The 19,335-nt window shown below is 71.6% G+C and carries 19 protein-coding genes; 8 read left to right on the top strand and 11 right to left on the bottom strand.

Annotation, left to right across the window (positions count from 1 at the left end):
* The first annotated feature begins 361 nt into the window (after positions 1 to 361).
* Entirely contained in the window at positions 362 to 1,792 is a 1,431-nt protein-coding gene (locus FJ694_RS07585) for a replication initiation protein (RefSeq protein ID WP_157265604.1), read from the top strand.
* Positions 1,793 to 1,860: 68 nt separating this feature from the next.
* On the opposite strand, the gene FJ694_RS07580 is transcribed toward FJ694_RS07585, so the two are convergent.
* From FJ694_RS07580 to FJ694_RS07570, 3 genes are all read right to left on the bottom strand, one after another.
* Entirely contained in the window at positions 1,861 to 2,052 is a 192-nt protein-coding gene (locus tag FJ694_RS07580; RefSeq protein WP_157265601.1) for a YgaP family membrane protein, read from the bottom strand.
* 110 nt (positions 2,053 to 2,162) lie between these two features.
* Positions 2,163 to 2,864, bottom strand: a complete 702-nt coding sequence (locus FJ694_RS07575) for a Crp/Fnr family transcriptional regulator (protein ID WP_157265598.1) — start codon at positions 2,862 to 2,864, stop codon at positions 2,163 to 2,165.
* Between the two features lie 90 nt (positions 2,865 to 2,954).
* Positions 2,955 to 3,467 (bottom strand): tellurite resistance TerB family protein, encoded by a 513-nt coding sequence (locus FJ694_RS07570; protein ID WP_157265596.1) that lies wholly within the window; start codon positions 3,465 to 3,467, stop codon positions 2,955 to 2,957.
* A gap of 239 nt (positions 3,468 to 3,706) precedes the next feature.
* Between FJ694_RS07570 and FJ694_RS07565 the strand changes: the two genes are divergently transcribed.
* The 4 genes from FJ694_RS07565 to FJ694_RS07550 all read left to right on the top strand — a co-directional run bounded on the left by FJ694_RS07565 (position 3,707) and on the right by FJ694_RS07550 (position 6,670).
* The gene (locus FJ694_RS07565) at positions 3,707 to 4,162 is read left to right on the top strand and encodes a CFI-box extended C-terminal domain-containing protein (RefSeq protein ID WP_157265593.1); all 456 of its coding nucleotides are present in this window, start codon (positions 3,707 to 3,709) and stop codon (positions 4,160 to 4,162) included.
* Positions 4,159 to 4,704 carry a PD-(D/E)XK nuclease family protein gene (locus tag FJ694_RS07560; RefSeq protein ID WP_157265590.1) on the top strand — a complete coding sequence of 182 codons (546 nt, stop codon included), beginning with the start codon at positions 4,159 to 4,161 and terminating at the stop codon, positions 4,702 to 4,704. The genes FJ694_RS07565 and FJ694_RS07560 overlap by 4 nt, the downstream gene beginning before the upstream one ends.
* Before the next feature lie 234 nt (positions 4,705 to 4,938).
* Entirely contained in the window at positions 4,939 to 5,109 is a 171-nt protein-coding gene (locus tag FJ694_RS07555; protein ID WP_157265587.1) for a DUF2256 domain-containing protein, read from the top strand.
* Complete coding sequence (locus FJ694_RS07550) at positions 5,102 to 6,670, top strand: cryptochrome/photolyase family protein (protein WP_157265584.1); 1,569 nt, start codon at positions 5,102 to 5,104, stop codon at positions 6,668 to 6,670. The genes FJ694_RS07555 and FJ694_RS07550 overlap by 8 nt, the downstream gene beginning before the upstream one ends.
* Positions 6,671 to 6,701: 31 nt before the next feature.
* On the opposite strand, the gene cueR is transcribed toward FJ694_RS07550, so the two are convergent.
* The 7 genes from cueR to FJ694_RS07515 all read right to left on the bottom strand — a co-directional run bounded on the left by cueR (position 6,702) and on the right by FJ694_RS07515 (position 16,060).
* On the bottom strand, positions 6,702 to 7,118 hold the full coding sequence (gene cueR, locus FJ694_RS07545) for a Cu(I)-responsive transcriptional regulator (RefSeq protein WP_198320751.1): 417 nt from the start codon (positions 7,116 to 7,118) through the stop codon (positions 6,702 to 6,704).
* Positions 7,119 to 7,150: 32 nt separating this feature from the next.
* Positions 7,151 to 9,589, bottom strand: coding sequence for a heavy metal translocating P-type ATPase (locus tag FJ694_RS07540; protein WP_157265581.1), 2,439 nt, complete (start codon positions 9,587 to 9,589; stop codon positions 7,151 to 7,153).
* A gap of 189 nt (positions 9,590 to 9,778) precedes the next feature.
* On the bottom strand, positions 9,779 to 10,411 hold the full coding sequence (locus tag FJ694_RS07535) for a hypothetical protein (RefSeq protein WP_157265576.1): 633 nt from the start codon (positions 10,409 to 10,411) through the stop codon (positions 9,779 to 9,781).
* 107 nt (positions 10,412 to 10,518) lie between these two features.
* Positions 10,519 to 11,004: a TerB family tellurite resistance protein gene (locus tag FJ694_RS07530; protein ID WP_157265573.1), complete on the bottom strand. Its 486-nt coding sequence runs from the start codon at positions 11,002 to 11,004 to the stop codon at positions 10,519 to 10,521.
* A 231-nt stretch (positions 11,005 to 11,235) separates the two neighbouring features.
* The gene (locus FJ694_RS07525) at positions 11,236 to 12,498 is read right to left on the bottom strand and encodes an osmoprotectant NAGGN system M42 family peptidase (RefSeq protein ID WP_232539945.1); all 1,263 of its coding nucleotides are present in this window, start codon (positions 12,496 to 12,498) and stop codon (positions 11,236 to 11,238) included.
* A complete protein-coding gene (gene ngg, locus FJ694_RS07520) occupies positions 12,495 to 14,234 on the bottom strand; it encodes an N-acetylglutaminylglutamine synthetase (RefSeq protein WP_232539944.1) in 1,740 nt (579 codons plus the stop codon). Before ngg ends, FJ694_RS07525 begins: the two co-directional genes overlap by 4 nt.
* 44 nt (positions 14,235 to 14,278) lie before the next feature.
* Complete coding sequence (locus FJ694_RS07515) at positions 14,279 to 16,060, bottom strand: N-acetylglutaminylglutamine amidotransferase (RefSeq protein WP_157265570.1); 1,782 nt, start codon at positions 16,058 to 16,060, stop codon at positions 14,279 to 14,281.
* A gap of 176 nt (positions 16,061 to 16,236) precedes the next feature.
* Here FJ694_RS07515 and FJ694_RS07510 point away from each other — a divergent pair, with 176 nt between their 5' ends.
* Complete coding sequence (locus FJ694_RS07510; protein WP_157265567.1) at positions 16,237 to 16,944, top strand: glutathione S-transferase N-terminal domain-containing protein; 708 nt, start codon at positions 16,237 to 16,239, stop codon at positions 16,942 to 16,944.
* A complete protein-coding gene (locus FJ694_RS07505) occupies positions 16,941 to 17,996 on the top strand; it encodes a sensor histidine kinase (protein WP_157265564.1) in 1,056 nt (351 codons plus the stop codon). Before FJ694_RS07510 ends, FJ694_RS07505 begins: the two co-directional genes overlap by 4 nt.
* 30 nt (positions 17,997 to 18,026) lie before the next feature.
* On the opposite strand, the gene FJ694_RS07500 is transcribed toward FJ694_RS07505, so the two are convergent.
* The gene (locus FJ694_RS07500) at positions 18,027 to 18,413 is read right to left on the bottom strand and encodes an ANTAR domain-containing protein (RefSeq protein WP_157265561.1); all 387 of its coding nucleotides are present in this window, start codon (positions 18,411 to 18,413) and stop codon (positions 18,027 to 18,029) included.
* Positions 18,414 to 18,565: 152 nt separating this feature from the next.
* On the opposite strand from FJ694_RS07500, the gene FJ694_RS07495 reads away from it, so the two are divergent.
* Positions 18,566 to 19,321 (top strand): response regulator, encoded by a 756-nt coding sequence (locus FJ694_RS07495; protein ID WP_157265558.1) that lies wholly within the window; start codon positions 18,566 to 18,568, stop codon positions 19,319 to 19,321.
* Positions 19,322 to 19,335: the final 14 nt, after the last annotated feature.

Here is a 19,335-nt window from a genome sequence, read left to right as displayed (position 1 = left end):
CATTCCTGTGCTGATCCTGACCATTCTTGTGACGTCCAAACTGACCGTTCTTGTGCGACATCCTGACCATTTCTGTGTCGCAAGCTGACTGTTCTTGTGCAAACCGACCATTCTTGTGCGGGGCGCCGCAAGCTGTTGTCACGGCTTGCTGTTTCGTCCTTTTCCACAGCCATCATGACCATTTCTGTGCGGGAGGACTGGCAGTCGATCGCGCAAGCGATGACGGCACCATCCTGACCATTTCTGTGCCGCGGGCACTACGCCTAGCCCGTTGGAGCCGCAAAACATGACTGTCGTGGTTGACGAACAGTCATGATAGGCACTAGCCTTCAGGCCTTTCTCAACCACGAGCCGGTCTTCGATGTCCAACAACAAGTTGAGCAGGGATGTGGCCGGCGAGCAGTACGCGCTGCAGCTGTTCGAGGAGACCATCGGCCGCAAGGGCCGGCTGGCCACCATCGCCGACGCCGCGCAGGATCTGGCCTTTCCGAAGAACAACATTTTCGTGGACGTGTCCGGCGTAGGCGTGCTCACGCGCCGCGGGCTCAACGTCATGAACTACCTGGCCTGCGACGCGCCGCTTGACGTCGTCGAGTTCGAGTGCGACGTGGACCTTTTCAAGTTCCTGCTCAACTACCAGAGCCGCAACCACAAGCACCTCAACGAGGCGCTGCGCGAGGCGCAGAAGACCAGCGTGGTGGTGCGGCGCGAGCGAGCGGACGGCAGCCTCAGCCCGGAGTTCGTCTCCATTCCGCTGGTGGGCATCGTGGGCGTGGCCGGCGGCAAGGTGTACTTCAAGTTCGACCCGGCCATCCGCAAGCTGCACAAGGACCCGCGCGGCTTCACCTTCCTGTCGCTGCGCACCACCTCGGCCTTCACCTCGGTGTTCGCGCATAGCCTGTACGAGAAGCTCAAGTCGGTGGCGTTCCGCGGCTCGCCCACGGAGTGGCTGACCTTGGAGGAAGCGCGCAAGTGGACCGGCGCGGCGGATGCGAAGTTCATGGAGGCCTGGCCGGAATTCCGCCGCCGCGCGCTGCTGGTGGCGGTGGGCCAGATCAACGAACTGTCCGACCTCTTCGTCGAGATCGAAACCAGGAACGCCCCAGGCTCGAAGAAGGTGTCGCACCTGCGCTTCCTGTTCCGCGAGCAGGAGGGCTCGATGGTGCAGTCGCTGCGCCAGACCGAGACCCGCAAGACCATCTACCAGACGCTGCGCGGCGAGTTCGGCATCGGCACGGTGGACCTGCAGGCCATCACGGTGAACGCGGACAAGTACACGCCGGAGCGCATCCAGGCCGCCATCGACTTCGTGCGCCACCGCATGAAGCGCGGCGGCAAGAAGGTCAACCTGCCGGGGCGGCTGTTCATGAAGGCCCTGGAAGAGGGCTGGACCGTGCCCGAGGCCGAGCGCGACCCGGCGGTGTCGGCACCGCCCGCGCCGGCGGCTGCCCTGGGAGCGCCCACTGCTGCCGCGCCTGCGACACCGGTTGACGCCGCTCCGGACCCACTGCAGCTCGACTACCGCAGGAACGGCGAGCGCGGCTTCGCGCTGTACCTGGCGTGGCCGTCGCCGCGCCAGGACGAAATGCGCAGCGCCTTCACGCGTACGCGCGTGTTCCGCGTGCTCCAGGGGCAGCTCAGTCGCGCCAAGGGACCGCTCGGCCATGCCGAAGTGCAGGACAGCGAGCGCCTGCGCCTGGCCCTGGGCAACCACGTGCTGGCCGCCGAGAAGAAGGCCGCGGCCAGGCCGCGCAATGCCGACGGCGCGCAACTGGGACTCATCGACGCCTGAGCCATCGCCCCGCCGGATGAATCAGGGGCAGGGCGGCCGGGCAGGGGCAGCCAAGCCCGATCCGGCTCTCAGCGCTTGAGCCCGCAGGTGTTGATGCCCAGCACCGTGTACAGCGGGCACCAGCCAATGCCGGCGGTGAGCAGCGGCACCACGCCGATCCAGCCCCACGGGCCGATCATCCCGGCGGCAGTGGCGCCCAGCAGGCCCACTCCAGCAACGGCACGCAGTGCGCGGTCCAGGGTTCCCTCGTTGGTTTTCATGTGCAGCTCCTTTGCTTGAGTCACCCGGCAAGTCGTTGCCGGACGGCTGCACTGTCGCGCCGCGCGCCGGCGCCGTCTGTGACCGCGGTCACCCAGCGCCGCCCGCGGCGTTACGGCCCCTCAGCAGCGCGGCGCAGCGCCGCCGCATCCAGCACCTCGATGCGCTCGCGCGCCAGCGCGATCCAGCCCGCGCGCTCGAAGCGGCGCAGCAGCCGCGACACGATCTCGCGCACCGTGCCCAGCTCATCGGCCAGCGCCTGGTGCGTGGCCGCCACCATGCTGCCGTGGCCCAACAGCGCCGCGGCCAGGCGCTGGTCCAGGCGCTGGAAGGCCACGGCCTCGGTCAGCGCCATCACGTCGGCCAGGCGCTGCGCGAACAGGCCGAAGACATGGCGGCGAAAGGGCAGGTGGTCGGTCCAGGCCTCGAACTGCGCCGGGCTCAGCAGCGCCAGCTGCGTGGGCGTGGCCGTGACGCCATGGCCGGGCATGGGCGCGTGGCCGAACAGCGCCGCCGCCGACAGCACGCAGAAGTCGCCCGGGCCGACGCGGTAGAGCTCAATGCTGCGCCCGCCCGGCGTGCCCCGCGCCACCCGCACCTCGCCCTGCAGCACCAGCGGGAAGCCCTGGCACGGCGAGCTCTCCTCGAACAGCACCACGCCGGCGGGCACGTCGATCGGCCCGGCCGCCGCCGGCGGCCCGCCGGGCAGGCCGGCATCGGGCGGCAGCGGAAGCTCGGGGTAGCAGCGGGCGATGCGCTGCAGCAGCGGCGCATCGGGTACGGAATCCGGTTGCGGCGGGCGGGCAGGGACCATGGCGTCGTCCTTCAAGGCATCGAGCAATGCCTGGACATTGTCATGCGGTCCCGACGCCGGGCTTGCGCGCCGCGCCGGGCTCGGCCCGGATCAGCCGGGCAGGCTCAGCTTGACCTGGTAGCCGGCGGCATTCTTCGGATGGTCCTGCTGCGTGAAGACGGTGCGGTCGTTCTTGAGCAACAGCACTTCGAAGAAGGGCTTGAAGCGCACCTCCGACACGCCGAAAGCCTGCAGGAACTTGCCGAACACCTGCTGCTCCTCGCGCTCGGGCTGGCCGTCGGCCAACGAGGAATCGAGCAGGTTCACGAGGATGCACATGCGCTGCGCGTCGGTGAGCAGCGGCGTGGCTTCCTGCAGGAACTCGTCCAGCGAGTGCGTGCGGCGGTACTTCAGCGCGCTGTCGAGCAGCGCCTGGTTCTGGGCGCCGACACCCACGGTGCCGTTGCCGTTGTCCTGGCCGCCAAGCACGGCCAGGAGGTGGCCGATCTCCTCGTGATCCATCTCGCCGTCGGCGGACATCATGTAGAGCAGGCTCGTGGCCAGCGCCTTGTGCGGCGTCATCGCCTCGCCCGAGTCGCTCTTGAACATGTCGAACAGTCCCATGGTTTCTCCTTCGTTGCGTCGTCAATCAATACGTGAGCCTGGCTCATGCCGGCGCCGTGGTCGTTCACGGATGGGCGAAGGGATTGTTGCAATGCCAACCGTCAGGAAAAAGCAGATTTAAGCGAATCTTGAATTCGATAAAAACAAGGGTTGGCGGTCGCCGACCGGGGGGCCGCGATAATGCTTTCGCGGCCCGCCCCAGCCTTCCGCCCGGCCCGCAACGACCAGGAAGTTTCTGGATGCACCCTGACGACGGCGACCGCTACATCGGCGCCAGTGAACTGGCCCGGCTCGGCTACTGCGAGCGCCAGGTGGCCTTCGATGCCCGCCATGGGCCGTGCGACACGGCCGAACAGGAAGCGGCGCGTGAGCGCGGGCGCCAGCGCCACGCGCATTTCTACGAGGAAAGCCGCCGCACCGTGGAGAACAGTGCCCGCAAGGGCGGCTGCTTCGTCGCCACGCTGGCGCTGGGCGAGGGCCCTGAAACCCGGCAACTGCGCGCCTACCGCGACCTGGTGCTGCGCCGATCTGCCGCCGGGCGCTGGCTCGTCGGCTGCTATTACCGGCTCTCGCCCGCGCTGTGCCGCTGGCTCGCGGACAAGCCGCGGCTGCTGGCGCTGGTGCGACGGGGGCTGCGCCGGCTGGCATATGCCGCCGGCCGCGCCGTGGACCGCCGCACGGGGGCGCGGCCTTGAGCATCGAATGGTTGATCGCGGCGCTGCTGGCCACGGCCGTGGCGCTGGCGTGGTGGCGGCACCGCGCCACGCGCCGCCCGCCCGGCACGCCGCCCTGGATGCCGCGCGCGCTCTGGGGCGCGGAGCTGGCCTGGGCCGAACGGACCTTCCGCTCCCAGCGCCGCCGCCTGGTGGCGCGCGTGGACCGTGCCTACCGCCACGGCGGCCGGATTGTGCTGCTGGAGCTCAAGACGCGCAGTGCCAACGCGGTCTACGACGCCGACATCATCGAGCTGTCGGTGCAGAGGGCGGCCATCGAGGACGCCACTGGCGAGCGGGTGGCGCCGCGCGCCTGGGTGCTGGTCGAGGATGTGGACAGCGGCTGGCGCACGCCGCACGAGGTCGAGCTGCTGGACGACGCCGACCTGGACCTGCTGACGCAGCGCTACCGCCAATTGCGCGGCGGCCAGCTGCACGACGCCGAGCCGCCGGTGAATCCATCGGCCTGCCGGAGCTGCGGACACCTCGACCGCTGCCAGGCCCGCTTCCGTGACCGCTGCTAACTGCCCAATTTTTGAGCATCGGTTGTCCGGCTCGGCAAATCAACGACTTATCGGTGTCACGGCCCCCTAAGTCACAGTGTTGTCCACAGCAACGGTGGACAACTCCAGGCCCGGGCCGCGGCCACGCGGCGCGTATGCGAGCCGGCGAACAGCCGGCGCGGCGCGGGCCTGCCAGACTCCGGGAAGCTCCCGCCGGCCACCGTCCCAGAACCGAAGCGCCCGGCGTCCCAATTCATGAAGCCCGTCCACCCCTCTTCTCATCGCGGCAACAAGGCCGCACTGCCCGGCAAGCCCTGCGTGGCCTGCGGACGCTGGATGACCTGGCGGCGGCGCTGGGCCAGGACGTGGCACGAAGTGAGGTACTGCTCCGACGCCTGCCGCAAAGGCCGCACGGCCGGTGGCTGAGCTGCGCAACCTCGTCCTGGTGCTGGGCGACCAACTCGACCTGGACGCCGCCGCCTTCGATGGCTTTGACGCCGCGCAGGACACCGTCTGGATGGCCGAGGTGGCCGAGGAATCGACGCATGTCTGGTCGAGCAAGCCGCGCACGGTGATGTTCCTGGCCGCGATGCGGCACTTCACCCTGGCCTTGCGCGAGGCTGGCCGACCGCTGCACTACACCCGGCTGGATGCCGTGGACAACCGCGGCAGCCTGGCCGCGCAGCTGGGTACCGACATCGCCCGGCTGCGCCCGCGGCGGCTCGTGATGACCGCGCCGGGCGACTGGCGCGTGCTGCAGGCGCTCCGCGGCGTGGCGCGTGCCCATGGGCTGCCGCTGGACGTCCGCGAGGACCGGCACTTCTTCTGCACCGTGCGCGAGTTCGCGGCTTTCGCACGGGGCTGCCGACCGTTGCGCATGGAATCGTTCTACCGCGCGCAGCGCCGGCGCCACGGCGTGCTGATGCGGGGCGACGAGCCCGAGGGCGGGCGCTGGAATTTCGACGACTGCAACCGCGAGGCCTTCGGCGCCTGCGACCCTGGCGCGTTGCCACGAGGCCCGGCTTTCGAGCCCGACGCCGTCACGCATGAAGTCATCGCCCTGGTCAATCAGCGTCTGGCCGCACACCCCGGCCGGCTCGACGCCTTCGCCTGGCCCGTAACCCGCGCGCAGGCGCTGGAGGCGCTGCAGCGCTTCGTCACGCAGCGGCTGCCCCTGTTCGGCCGCTTCCAGGACGCGATGTGGCCGGGCGACCCCTGGCTCTACCACGCGCAGCTCTCGGCCGCGCTCAATCTGAAACTGCTGGATCCGCGCGAGGTGGTTGCGGCCGCCGTGGCCGCGTACCGCGACGGCGCCGCGCCGCTGGCCAGCGTCGAAGGCTTCGTGCGCCAGGTGCTGGGCTGGCGCGAGTACGTGCGCGGCGTCTACTGGACGCGCATGCCCGGCCTGGCCGAGGCCAACGCGCTGCAGGCGCAGGAGGATCTGCCCGCCTGGTACTGGAGCGGCGACACCGACATGGCCTGCCTGCGAGACGCGCTGGCGCAGACGCTGAATCATGGCTACGCACACCACATCCAGCGCCTGATGCTCACCGGCGCCTTCGCGCTGATGCTGGGCGTGCAGCCGCGGCAGGTGCATGCCTGGTATCTGGCGGTCTATGTCGATGCCGTCGAGTGGGTGGAGCTGCCCAACACGCTGGGCATGAGCCAGTACGCCGACGGCGGCCTCATGGGCAGCAAGCCCTATGTCGCCACCGGCCGCTACATCCAGCGCATGAGCCCGTACTGCCGGGGCTGCGGCTACGACCCCGCGCAGCGCACGGGCGAGCGGGCCTGTCCGTTCACCACGCTGTACTGGGATTTCCTGATGCGCCACGAGCCGATGCTGGCCGCCAACCCACGCATGGCGCCGCAGCTCCGGCATCTGCAGCGGCTGGACCCGGCGCAGCGGCAGGCGGTGCGCGAGCGCGCGCAGGCGATCCGGCGCGGCGCCGTCGGGCCGCCGTGGCAGCTCGCGCTGGACGGTTGAGCCCTTCGGCACCCCAAGCGGTTGCCGGCCGCTACCTCCCCAGGTCGTCCAGGATCGGGCAGTCCGGGCGCTGGTCGCCGTGGCAGCACGAGGCCAGGTGCTGCAGCGTCTGCTTCATGGCCGTCATTTCGGCGATGCGCCGCTCCAGGTCGGCCACGTGTTCCAGCGCGATGCGCTTGACCGCGGCGCTGCTGCGCCCGCGGTCCTGCCAGAGCTTGAGCAGCTCCGCGATCTCGGCCATGCCGAAGCCCAGGTCGCGCGCGCGGCGGATGAAGCGCAGCACGTGCACCTCGCGCTCGCTGTACCGGCGGTAGCCGGCCTCGGTGCGCCTGACTTCGGGCAGCAGCCCCAGGGACTCGTAGTGCCGCGCCATCTTGGCCGACACGCCCGCGCGCGCCGCGGCCTGGCCGATGTTCAGGGTCGGCGTTTCGCCCGCAACCGCCGTCATCGCAACCTCCCCGGAAAACCCATTGCCCGGCCTCATGCCGTGCCCTTCCAGCGCCGCAGCAGCAGCGCGTTGCTCACCACGCTGACGCTGCTGAAGGCCATCGCCGCGCCGGCCACCACCGGGTTGAGCAGCCCCAGCGCCGCCAGCGGGATGCCCACCACGTTGTAGATGAAAGCCCAGAACAGGTTCTGGCGGATCTTGGCGTAGGTGCGGCGCGAGATGTCGAGCGCGTCGGCCACCAGCGCCGGGTTGCCGCGCATGAGCGTGATGCCCGCGGCGTGCATGGCCACGTCGGTGCCCGTGCCCATGGCGATGCCCACGTCGGCCGCGGCCAGCGCCGGCGCGTCGTTGATGCCGTCGCCCACCATCGCCACGCGCCGATTCCCCTGCTGCAGCTCGCCCACGATGCGCGCCTTGTCCTCGGGCAGCACCTCGGCGCGCACTTCCTTGATGCCCAGCGCCCGCGCCGCGGCCTGCGCGCTGCCGGCGTTGTCGCCACTGACCAGCACGGTGCGCACGCCCAGCGCGTGCAGCCCCCGCACCGCGGCCGCCGCCGTGGCCTTGGGCCGGTCGCCGAAGGCCAGCAGGCCGAGCAGGCGAGGGCGCTCCGGTGCGCTCACGTCTGCCAGCCACGACACGGTGCGGCCCTCGCCGGCCAGCGCCTGCGCGCGCGCCGTCAGCGCGCCGGTGTCCACCCGCAGCTCCTGCATGAAGCGGCCGCTGCCCAGGCGCAGCTCGCGCCCCTCGACGCTCGCCGCCACGCCGCGCCCGGCGACGGCGCGCACCTGGGCGGCGGCGGGCACGTCCAGGCCCTGCTGCCGGGCCGCGGCCACGACGGCCCGGGCCAGCGGGTGCTCGCTGTGCGCCTGCATCGCGGCGCTGAGCGCCAGCAGCGCCGCGGCGTCGCCCTCGGCCGGCTCGTGCGCCACCAGCTCCGGCTTGCCCTCGGTCAGCGTGCCGGTCTTGTCGAAGGCCACGGTGCGCACCGCGTGCGCCACTTCCAGCGCCTCGGCGTCCTTGATCAGGATGCCGTGGCGCGCCGCCACGCCCGTGCCCGCCATCAGCGCCGTGGGCGTGGCCAGCCCCAGCGCGCAGGGGCAGGCGATCACGAGCACCGCCACCGCGTTGAGCAGCGCGGCCTGCCAGTCGTTGCTCGTCAAACCCCAGGCCAGCAGCGTGGCCAGCGCGACGGCGATGACGGCCGGCACGAACACCGCGCTGACGCGGTCCACCAGGCGCTGGATGGGCGCCTTGCGCGCCTGCGCCGACTCCACCAGCCGGATGATGCGCGCCAGCGTCGATTCCGCCCCCAGCGCCGTGGTGCGCACCCGCAGCAGCCCCTCGCCGTTGACGGCGCCGCCCGTGACGCGCTCACCCTCGCGGCGCGCCACGGGCAGGCTCTCGCCGGTGATCAGGGATTCGTCCACCTGGCTCGTGCCCTCGATCACCTGCCCGTCCACCGGGATGCGCTCGCCCGGGCGGATCACGACCACGTCGTCCAGCCGCACCTGCGCCAGCGGCAGCTCCAGCTCGCGGCCGTCGCGCTGCACGCGCGCGGTGTCCGGGCGCAAGGCATTGAGCGCGCGGATGGCCTCGGTGGTCTGGCGCTTGGCGCGCGCCTCCAGCCACTTGCCCAGCAGCACCAGCGTGATGACGACGGCCGAGGCCTCGAAGTACAGGTGCGGCGTGCCGTGGCCGGGATGGGCATTGAGCAGCTGCCACACGCTCAGGCCGTAGCCGGCCGAGGTGCCCAGCGCCACGAGCAGGTCCATGTTGCCGCTGCCCGCGCGCAGCGCCTTCCAGCCGGCGCGGTAGAAGCGCGCGCCCAGCCAGAACTGCACCGGCGTGGCCAGGGCCCACTGCATCCAGCCCGGCAGCATCCAGTGCTCGCCTGCCAGCAGTCCCAGCATCGGCAGCACCAGCGGCAGCGACAGCGCCGCCGCCACGGCCACGGGCCACCACGCGGGCAGCCGCCGCGCGCCGGCCTCGGCGCCCGCGTCGGCTCCGGCCGCATCGGCCGCGCGGGCGCCGTAGCCGGCCTTCTCGATGGCCGCGATCAGCGCGGACGCGTCGGCCTCGCGCGCAGCCACGCTCACCGTGGCGACCTCGGTGGCGAGGTTGACCTCGGCGCCGAGCACGCCCGGCACGCGCCGCAGCGCCCGTTCCACGCGGGCGCTGCAGGAGGCGCAGGTCATGCCCTCGACGCGCAGCGACAGCGACTGCCGCGGGACCTCGTAGCCCGCGCGCTCCACCGCCTCCTGCAGCGCCTGCAGCGGCACCGACGCGTCGGCCTGCACGCTGGCCGTTTCAGTGGCCAGGTTGACGCTGGCCTGCGCCACGCCGGGCACGCGCTGCAGCGCGCGCTCGACCCGCGCCACGCAGGAGGCACAGGTCATGCCCTCGACGGGCAGGGTGCGGCTCGCCGCAGCGGTGGCCGCGGCGGGGCGGGGTGGGGTGGCGATGGCGGTCATGGCCCAGGCTTCCTTGTTCGATGCCTGGAGTCTGAACCTTTCCATGATGGGAAGGTCAAGCGGCGCTCTTCCGGAACGCAAAGCCTTGAGGGCCGAATCCCTCAACCGGACCGCGGCATGCGAGACGGGCGTTCCGGCGAAGCGGATCAAGCCAAGCGGGTCCGCGCGGAAAACACCGGTGGTCCGGATCTACAGCGGGCTGCTTTCCCTGAATTCCACCCTGATGGGCCGCTGGGGCTGGCTGCCCTGTTCCAGCATCCACTGGCTCGCGAATTCCTGCACCGTCTGCTCCGCACTGCGCTTTTGCATGTCCAGATAGGCGGTGCTCCGGCCGCGCTGCGCGAGTTCCGGGCCGAGGTGGCGCACCGCCTTTTCACGGTTCGGTGCCGCTGCCGGGGAAAACAGGCTTTTCTCGGTAGTGAGTATTTCCATCGTGGCCGTGTCGAAAGCCACGGGCGTTTGCAACTGCGGCGCGGGAAGGGTCAGCTTGTAATGGTCGCCGTCGAGTTGCAGCTTCCATTCGGCGGCGAGCGGAATCCGGTAGACGTAATGGGCGGTGACCTTCACCCGCGACTCGGTTCTCGGGAGCCTGCTGCAATCGGCGATCGGACATTCCCAGGACGTGCGCCAGGTCACCTCTTCCGCCTTGCGCATTTCGCTGACCTGCAACTGTCCGCCCGGCGTGCGGATCAGGATCACCCGGGCCGGGTCGAGTGTCTCGCTGGCTTGGTTCGACGAGCGTGTCTTGCCGACCTGCTGCCACAAGATGACGCCGCCAATCGCGAGCAGGGCGGGAATGAGCAGGACACGGGCGGCTTTCATGGTCGGGCAGTTCCATCCGCATATCGCGAGCCGACAGCTTAGCCGCCCGGTGTCCCGGGCCGCCCGCCAGGGGCGGCTCCGGATCGACGCGCGTCAGCAGGCCGGTGTCATTGCGTCACCAGAGGCACGCGCCGCGGCTGCACCTGGAAGTCCAGGCCATAGAGCAGGGGTTCCACGCCCGCCTGCTCATGGGCGGGCAACGCCCAGTGCGCCAGCATTTCGGCCAGGACGAGCGACTCGCCCGGGTCCACGTGGCCGTCCGCCTCGATGACGGCGGTGCAGAGCCGCATCACTTCGCGCTGCAGTGCCGGGTCGTCCACTTCGGCCAGGCAGCGTGTCAGCGTGGGCCCGTCCACCAGGCAGTCGCCCGCGACCTTCACGGCCTCCAGCAGATCCATGCACAGCGTGTCCAGCACGTCATGCCAGGCCTCGTCACTCAGGCCGAGCCGCTCATGGGCTTGCAGCGAATGGAGCGCGGCCCACTCCTTGGTCTTGATCTCGCCATTGGCAATCAGCGCCAGCGCCACGAGGCGGGCCGCGGCCTGCGGGCTGTTGGTTGCATAGCGGCGAACGGTGGAGACTTGGTGCGACATGGCTGATTCCCTTTCCCTGCTGACGTGGAAGTGTCGGTGGCCGCCGCTCCAAGGCGTGTCGATGCGGCGGCGGTGGGGCGCCGCCGGGTCCGGCTGCAGCGGCGGACCAATGTAGGGGCGCGTGCCGCTGCCAATGAATCGCATCTTGCGAAGGGACGCCTCGAAAAATCCTGAACTTGCGCCTGCCGTCGCCGTCCTGCATGGGGTGCTGCCGGCCCCGGCGGGTGAAGTTCAGGCCTGCTGCGGCCCGTCTGGCTCGTCCAGCTCGCCGCGCGCCAGCAGCTCGCCCGGGTCGGGCAGCGCGGTGTCGCTGCGCGCCAGCTGCCCGGCGTCGAGCTGGCGGGAGAAGTCCTGCACCGACTCCAGCCGGCGCTGCCGGTCCTCGCGCAGCGTCGGGCCGCTCTGGATGTAGAGCGCCAGCAGTTGCGCCAGGTGCACCAGCGACGACAGGTGCGTGCGCTCGTAGCCGTGCGTGGCGTCGGTGCCGAAGCACAGCAGCGCGGTGCGCACGTCCGCGCCCGCGCTCACCGCGGCGCCGGCGTCCGAGTGGTAGAAGCGGAACACGTCGCGGTGGCTGGGAATGCCGTGCTGCGCGCACAGCGCCAGCAGCCGCCGCGTCAGGTGGTAGTCGTGCGGCCCGGCGGAGTCCATCAGCGGGATCGTCACGCCCTGGTCGTCCGAGCCCTGGCCGGCGGCGATCGGGCCCACGTCCACGCCGATGACCTCGCTCACGTCGTCCTCGATCACGGCGCGGGCCCCCGAGCCCACCTCCTCGGTCAGCGTGAACACCGCGTGGCAGTCCATGGGCACCGGCACGCCGGACTTCACCACGGTTTCGAGCGCGCACAGCAGCGCCGCCACGCCGGCCTTGTCGTCGAGGAAGCGCGAGACGATGTAGCCGTTGTCCAGCACCTCGGGCTGCGCGTCGAAGGCCACGAAGTCGCCGACCTGGATGCCCAGCCGCGCCACGTCCTCGGCGGATGCGACGCGCTCGTCCACGCGCAGCTCCAGCTGGTCCCAGCTGATGGGCTGGCTGTCGATGGCCTCGTTGTAGACGTGGCCTGAGGCCAGCAGCGGCAGCACCGAGCCCCGGTAGCGCGCCTGCTCGGTGAAGACCGTCACGCGCCCGCCCTCGGCCCAGCGGCTGGACCAGGTGCCGATGGGCGCGAGCGCCAGCCGGCCGCTGGCCTTGACCTCGCGCACCATCGCGCCCAGCGTGTCCAGGTGCGCCACGATCGCGCAGGACGGGCTGTTGCGCCGGCGCTCGGGCAGCGTGCGCCGCACCGTGGCGCGGATGGTGCCGCGGCGCGTGAGCTCGTAGGGGATGCCCAGCGCATCCAGCCGCGCGCCCATGTAGTGCACGATCTCGTCGGTCAGCCCGGCCGGGCTCGGGATCGCCAGCAGCTCCAGCAGCGTCGCGATCAGCTGCGTCGCATCGACGGGCAGCAGGCGCGGCTGCGGCGGCTGCGCTTGGGGCTGCAGCGCCTCGCTCACCGCGCCGTCTCCGGGAACAGCAGGTCCACGAAGCGCTCCACGGTGGGCTGCGGCTCATGGTTGGCCAGGCCCGGGCGCTCGTTGGCCTCGATGATCACGTGCTCGGCCTGGTCCGGCGACGGCACCAGGAAGTCCAGTCCCACCACCGGGATGCGCAGCGCCCGCGCCGCGGCCTCGGCCGCCTCGCGCAGTTGCGGGTGCAACTGCGCCGTCACGTCGTGGATGGTGCCACCGGTGTGCAGGTTGGCCGACTTGCGCACCTGCACCGTCTGCCCGTCAGGCGGCACGCTGTCCCAGTCCAGGCCCTGCAGCGCCAGGCAGCGCTCGGTCTCGGCGTCCATCGGGATGCGGCTCTCGCCGCTGGTGGCCGCGGCGCGGCGCGCGCTGTGGCGCTCGATGAGCTCGCGCAGCGTGGAGCTGCCGTCGCCCACCACCTCGGCCGGGCGGCGGATGGCCGCAGCCACCGTGCGGTAACCGATGACGACGATGCGCAGGTCCTGCCCCTCGCAGAACTGCTCCAGCACCACCGGGCCGCCCTCCTGCGCCGCGCGTGCCACGGCCTGCTCCAGCGCCGCCTCGTCGCGGATGTCCACGCTGATGCCCTTGCCCTGCTCGCCCATTGCCGGCTTGACCACCACCGAGCCGTGCGCGCGCAGGAACGCGGCGTTGGCCTCAGGCTCGCCCGCGGGCTGCTGCGCCGGCACGCGCAGGCCCACGCTGGCCAGGCGCCGCAGGGTGAGCTGCTTGTCCTGGCACCAGGTCATCGCCACGCCGCCGGTGAGGTCGGTGAGCGACTCGCGGCACAGGATCTCGTTGCCGAAGTGGCGCAGCTTGAAGATGCCCGCCGGGGCGTCGAGCACGTCCACGGCCACGCCGCGGCGCCGCGCCTCGTCCACGATCAGCCGGGCGTAAATGTTCAGGCCCGCCACGTCGGAGTTGCTGCCTTCGAACAGCCGCTGGTTGATGGCGTTCTTGTTCTTGACCAGGAAGCCCTGCGCCCGCTCGAAGCCCAGCCGCTCGTACAGCGCGATGGCCTGGGCGTTGTCGTGCAGCACCGACAGGTCCAGGAAGCGCCGCCCGCGCAGCGCGAAGTGCGCAATCAGGTGGCGCACCAGCGCCTGGCCCACGCCGCGCAGCCGCGTCTGCGGATCGACCGCCAGCGCCCACAGGCTGCAGCCGCCGCTGGCGTCGCCGAAGGCCAGCGCATGGTCCAGCCCCAGCACGGCGCCCACCACCTCGCCGGTGCGGTCGTCCTCGGCCACCAGGTACGTGAAGGCGGCCTCGCGCTGGCGCGCCCAGGCCACGGCCGGGTCCAGCGGCAGCATGCCGCGCAGCCGGTAGAGCCGGTTGATGGCGCCGATGTCGGCGCGCGTGGCCAGCGGCCGCACCGCCACGTTGGGCGGCGGCCCTTCCATCGCCTCCTGCGGCTGCAAGCGCCGGCGCATCAGCAGGGAAGGGTCCAGGAACAGCTCGTTGGGCGCATCGGCCAGCACCAGCTGCGGCGACTCGACGTAGAGCGCGATGTCGCGCCGGTCGGGCGCCTCCTCGCGCAGCGCGCGCGCCAGCACCGCCGGCGACTCGAAGGAGGGCGCGAACAGCAGCCGGCCCCAGCCGCAGTCCACCCAGGCGTTGACGGGCGCGGGCCCGTCGGCGTCCGGGTGCGGCAGGTGCATCGAGTACAGCGCCGCCGGCGTGGCGGGCATCTGCGATTCAGGTTGAGACTGCAACTGCGTCATGGTGTTTCCCCTTTTGGATTGATTGGTGAGAGCGTTGGCCGGCGTCACAGGCCGTGGCCTTGCAGCCAGGCCTCCAGCAGCGCGGCCTGCCACAGCTTGGAGCCGCCCAGGCGGGTGATGTGGCTGTCCGGTGCCTCGAACATGCGCGCCAGGGCCTCGGGGCGGAACAGCCCGCGCCGGCGCGCGGCCTCGCTGTCCAGCGTGCCGCGCACGAACTCCAGGAAGTCGCCGCGCAAGTACTTCAGCGCGGGCACCGGGAAGTAGCCCTTGGGCCGGTCGATGACCGCGGCCGGGATGACGGCGCGCGCCGCCTCCTTGAGCACGTGCTTGCCGCCCTCGGCCACCTTGTGCCGCGCCGGGATGCGCGCGGCCAGCTCCACCAGCTCGTGGTCGAGGAAGGGCACCCGCGCCTCCAGCCCGAAGGCCATGGTCATGTTGTCCACGCGCTTGACCGGGTCGTCCACCAGCATGACCGTGGTGTCCAGGCGCAGCGCGCGGTCGATGGCGCTCTCAGCCCCGGGCTGCGCGAAGTGCCGGCTGACGAAGCGCAGGCTGTGGTCCTCGGTGACCCACTGCGGCTGCAGCAGCGTGCCCATCTCGGCATGGTCGCGGTCGAAGAAGACCTGGCGGTAGGCGTCCACGCTGCGGTCGGCATCGGGCAGTTGCGCCAGCGGCGGGTACCAGTGGTAGCCGCCGAAGACCTCGTCGGCCCCCTGGCCGCTTTGCACCACGCGGCTGTGGCGCGACACCGCCTGCGACAGCAGGTAGAAGGCCACGCAGTCGTGGCTGACCATCGGCTCGGCCATGGCCTCGATGGCGTCGGGCAGGCTGCGCAGCAGCTCATGGCCCGGCACGAGGATCTTCTCGTGCACCGTGCCGTAGTGGCGCGCGATGAGGTCCGAGTACTTGAACTCGTCGCCGGGCTCGCGGTCCACCGCCTCGAAGCCGATGGAGTAGGTGCGCAGGTCGCGCGTGCCGGCCTCGGCCAGCAGCCCGGTGATGAGGCTCGAATCGAGCCCGCCCGACAGCAGCACGCCCACCGGCACGTCGGCCACCAGGCGCCGCTCCACGGCGCGGCGCAGCGCGCGCAGCACCATCTCCTGCCACTCGCCGAAAGAGCGGCCCTCGTCCTCGGCCGTGCGTGTGAAGTCCAGCCGCCACCACGGCTGCTGCTCGCAGCGGCCGTCGGGGTGCACTGCCATCCAGTGCCCGGGCGGGAGCTTGCGCACGCCGCGCAGCATGGTGTGCGGCGCCGGCACCACGGCGTGGAAGCTCAGGTAGTGGTGCAGCGCCACCGGGTCGATGCCGGTATCGACGCCGCCCGCGGCCAGCAGCGCCGGCAGCGCGGAGGCGAAGCGCAGCCGCTCTCCATCGAGCGTGTAGTACAGCGGCTTGATGCCCAGCCGGTCGCGCGCGAGGTACGTCATGCCGCTGTCGCGCTCCCACAGCGCGAAGGCGAACATGCCGTGGAAGCGCTCCAGCGCGCGCGGCCCCCAGGCATGCCAGGCCTTGAGGATGACCTCGGTGTCGCCCGTGGAGGAGAAGGCGTAGCCCTGCGCCGCGAGCTCCTCGCGCAGGGCGTGGTGGTTGTAGATCGCGCCGTTGAAAACCACGCCCAGGCCGAGCGCGTTGTCCACGAAGGGCTGATGCGCGCGCCGGCTCAGGTCCATGATGCTCAGCCGCCTGTGGCCGAAGCAGCGCGGGCCGATGGCGAACACCCCCTCGCTGTCCGGGCCGCGGCGCGATTGCGCCTCCGTCATCGCCAACACGGCGCGCACGTCGGCGACCGTGTCGTCGAAGCGAAGTTCACCTGCAATGCCGCACATTGAAAAACATCCTGCTCATGGGTCGTCGTCGAAGCCGTCCGGGCGGACGGCCGTGAAGCGACAGCCCTGGCAAGGCATGTGCCTTGGGGAACCTTCCCGGGCCGGCCCGGGGTCAACGCGGGTTGCGCGCTTCCGTGAGAAATTCGGGCGTCTTCCACGCTTGACGGTCCGCAGCCATGACCACCGACCTGTCCCGCTTCCCGATCGCCCGCCAGCGCCCGCCGCGGTTCCCGGACCGCATCCAGCTCTACTCGCTGCCCACGCCCAACGGCGTGAAGGTGTCGATCCTGCTGGAGGAGACCGGCCTGCCCTACGAGCCGCACTTGGTCAGCTTCGAGCGGCAGGAGCAGATGGCGCCGGAGTTCCTGGCGCTCAATCCGAACAACAAGATCCCGGCCATCATCGACCCGAACGGGCCGGGCGGCGCGCCGCTGGCACTGTTCGAGTCCGGCGCCATCCTGCTCTACCTCGCCGACAAGGCCGGCGCGCTGCTGCCCACCGACGCCGCCGCGCGCTTTGAAGCCATCCAGTGGCTGATGTTCCAGATGAGCGGCATCGGCCCGATGTTCGGGCAGCTCGGCTACTTCCACAAGTTCGCCGGCAAGGAGATCGATGACAAGCGCCCGCTGCAGCGCTACGTCGCCGAGTCGAAGCGGCTGCTCGGCGTGCTCGACCAGCGCCTGCAGGGCCGTGCCTGGATCATGGGCGACGACTACTCGATCGTGGACATCGCAACCTTCCCCTGGGTGCGCAACCTGGTCGGCTTCTACGGCGCGGGCGAGCTGGTCGAGATCCAGCGCTTCCCGGAGGTCACGCGCGTGCTGGAGAGTTTCGTTTCGCGGCCGGCGGTGGTGCGGGGGCTGGACATTCCGAAGCGGGCATGAAGCGTGAGCCTCGACCGGGCTCGCCGCAGGACGCCGCGGCGCTGCTGCCGCTGGACCTGGCGGCCATGTTCGAGCAGGCCGCCGCGGCACCGCCCGGCGCCGGTGCGGATTCGCTGAGCGGGCTGCTCGCGGCCCAGGCCGTGGCCCGCGCGGGCCCGGACGGCGCCACGCAGCTGCTCGCGCGGCTGCTGGCGCAACTGCTGGAGCAGGACGGCTCGCGCCGCCGTGCCGCCGCGGCGCGCCAGCAGGCGCAGCGCGTGGAGGCCGTGGGCCTACTGGCCGGCGGCATCGCGCACGACTTCAACAACATCCTGGGCGCGATCCTGGGCTTCGGCGAGTCCGCGCTGCGCAACACCCGCGCCGGCAGCCGGCTGCGGCGCGACCTGGAGTGCATCGTCACCGCCGGCGAGCGCGGGCGCGCGCTGGTCGAGCGCATCCTGGAGTTCAGCCGCAGCGGCGTGGCCGAGCGGCTGCCGGTGCACGTGGAAGGCGAGGTGCGCGAGGCGCTGGCGCTGCTGGCCGGCAGCCTGCCGCCGCTGGTGCGCGTGGAAACCGCGCTGAATGCCGGCCACGCCGCGCTGCTGGGCGACCCGACGCAGGTGCACCAGGTGGTGATGAACCTGGCCACCAACGCGGTGCAGGCCATGCCCCGGGGCGGCACGCTGCGCGTGGCGCTGGAAGTGGTGACGCTGCCCGCGGCCCGCCTGGCCGCCACCGGTGCCATCGAGCCGGGCGAGTACCTGGTGCTGACGGTCTCGGACACCGGCACCGGCATCGCGCCGCAGGTGCGCGCGCGCATCTTCGACCCCTTCTTCACCACCAAGGAAGTCGGCACCGGCACCGGGCTGGGCCTGTCGCTGGTGCTGGGCATCGTCACGGAGCTGGGCGGCGCGGTGGACGTGGCCACCGAGCCCGGCGCGGGCAGCACGTTCACGGTGTACCTGCCGCGCAGCGGCGAGGTCGCCGACGTTGCGCCCGCATCCGCACCTGCACCCAGCCCCCCGCCTGCCTCGGCCCGGCCGCGCGCGCGGCGGGACAAGTCGCAGGGCTGATGCCGCGCGGCGCCGGCGCCACGGCCCGTTTCAGCGTCCGTCGCCGGCGAGGCGGTCCGCAGCCGCCAGCGCCCGCGCCACCGCCGCCAGCAGCTCGCGCCGCGTGAACGGCTTGGACAGCACCGCGCGCACGCCCAGCTGGCACGGCAGCGTCGCCGAGCAGCACTGGCCGCGCTGCAGCCGCGCCGACACCAGCAGCACCGGCGCCGCGTACAGCGAGCGCAGCCGGCACAGCAGCTCCTCGGCGCCGCGCGGGCTGGGCACGTTGGCCACCACCAGGTCGAAGCCCGGCATCGCCTCGCCGCCGCAGGGACTCACCGCCCGCACCTCGTGGCCCGCTTCGGCCAGCCAGCGCAGCGCCAGCGCCCGCATCAGGTCGTCGCTCTCGATCAGGGCGATGCGCAGGGAACGGTTCACGATGGGTGGCATCGGCCGGGAATTGCGTCCATTGGAAAGGTCCCGAAACACGCCTGCACCGTCATCAGGGCTTGTCCCGGGTCCGGCGACGGGCCGCGGCCGCGCTGGCTACAGTCGGCCCTCGTCGCGGCGCGCGCTGGAAGGACGCACCCATGCAGGACCTGCAGGACATTCCCACGGCCATCGCCGGCCACGTGCTGGCCGTCGATGACGACCCGTCGGTGCGCCAGCTCGTCAGCCACTACCTGGGCGACTTCGACTTCCGCGTCAGCGCCGTGCGCAGCGGCCAGGAGATGCGCGAAGTGCTGGCGCGCTCGGCCGTGGACCTGGTGCTGCTGGACCTGCGCCTGCCCGGCGAGGACGGGCTGGCACTCGCGCGCGGGCTGCGCGAGGAGCGCTCCCGCATCCCGATCATCATCCTCACCGGCCGGCTCGACGAGGCCGACCGCGTCATGGGCCTGGAGCTCGGCGCCGACGACTACCTCACGAAACCCTTCTCGCCGCGCGAGCTGCTGGCGCGCATCCGCGCGCTGCTGCGGCGCACGCGCATGCACGAGGGCGTGGCCGAAGCCGTGTCGCAGCTGCGCGCCTACCGCTTCGCCGGCTGGGAGCTGGACCTGCGCCGGCGCCGCCTGGCCAATCCGCAGGGCGAGGAGGTCGCGCTGCGCAACGGCGAGCTCAACCTGCTCATCGCCTTCCTGAGCGCGCCGCAGCGCGTGCTCGGCCGCGAGCAACTGCTGGCGCTGTCGCGGCTGCACGATGCCGAGGTCTTCGACCGCGCCATCGACGTGCAGGTGGGCCGGCTGCGCCGGCGCATCGAGGCCGACCCGGCCCGCCCGCGCCTGATCGTCACCGAGCGCGGCTCGGGCTACCGCTTCAATGCGGCGGTGGAGGCGGTGGCGGCGTAACCCGGTGCGCTCGG

The organism is Azohydromonas aeria, from assembly GCF_009760915.1.
In the GTDB taxonomy this organism is placed as follows: Bacteria; Pseudomonadota; Gammaproteobacteria; order Burkholderiales; family Burkholderiaceae_C; genus Azohydromonas; species Azohydromonas aeria.
This window is presented reverse-complemented; position numbering and strand designations above follow the sequence as displayed.

Bases quoted from the DNA above. Each gene is read 5' to 3' on its own strand.
- FJ694_RS07505 (WP_157265564.1), top strand. From the start codon at position 16,941: ATGAAGCGTGAGCCTCGACCGGGCTCGCCGCAGGACGCCGCGGCGCTG.
- FJ694_RS07555 (WP_157265587.1), top strand. From the start codon at position 4,939: ATGAAGCCCGTCCACCCCTCTTCTCATCGCGGCAACAAGGCCGCACTG.
- FJ694_RS07585 (WP_157265604.1), top strand. From the start codon at position 362: ATGTCCAACAACAAGTTGAGCAGGGATGTGGCCGGCGAGCAGTACGCG.
- FJ694_RS07570 (WP_157265596.1), bottom strand. From the start codon at position 3,467: ATGGGACTGTTCGACATGTTCAAGAGCGACTCGGGCGAGGCGATGACG.
- FJ694_RS07510 (WP_157265567.1), top strand. From the start codon at position 16,237: ATGACCACCGACCTGTCCCGCTTCCCGATCGCCCGCCAGCGCCCGCCG.
- FJ694_RS07580 (WP_157265601.1), bottom strand. From the start codon at position 2,052: ATGAAAACCAACGAGGGAACCCTGGACCGCGCACTGCGTGCCGTTGCT.
- FJ694_RS07540 (WP_157265581.1), bottom strand. From the start codon at position 9,589: ATGACCGCCATCGCCACCCCACCCCGCCCCGCCGCGGCCACCGCTGCG.
- FJ694_RS07530 (WP_157265573.1), bottom strand. From the start codon at position 11,004: ATGTCGCACCAAGTCTCCACCGTTCGCCGCTATGCAACCAACAGCCCG.
- ngg (WP_232539944.1), bottom strand. From the start codon at position 14,234: ATGACGCAGTTGCAGTCTCAACCTGAATCGCAGATGCCCGCCACGCCG.
- FJ694_RS07575 (WP_157265598.1), bottom strand. From the start codon at position 2,864: ATGGTCCCTGCCCGCCCGCCGCAACCGGATTCCGTACCCGATGCGCCG.
- cueR (WP_198320751.1), bottom strand. From the start codon at position 7,118: ATGACGGCGGTTGCGGGCGAAACGCCGACCCTGAACATCGGCCAGGCC.
- FJ694_RS07535 (WP_157265576.1), bottom strand. From the start codon at position 10,411: ATGAAAGCCGCCCGTGTCCTGCTCATTCCCGCCCTGCTCGCGATTGGC.
- FJ694_RS07495 (WP_157265558.1), top strand. From the start codon at position 18,566: ATGCAGGACCTGCAGGACATTCCCACGGCCATCGCCGGCCACGTGCTG.
- FJ694_RS07515 (WP_157265570.1), bottom strand. From the start codon at position 16,060: ATGTGCGGCATTGCAGGTGAACTTCGCTTCGACGACACGGTCGCCGAC.
- FJ694_RS07565 (WP_157265593.1), top strand. From the start codon at position 3,707: ATGCACCCTGACGACGGCGACCGCTACATCGGCGCCAGTGAACTGGCC.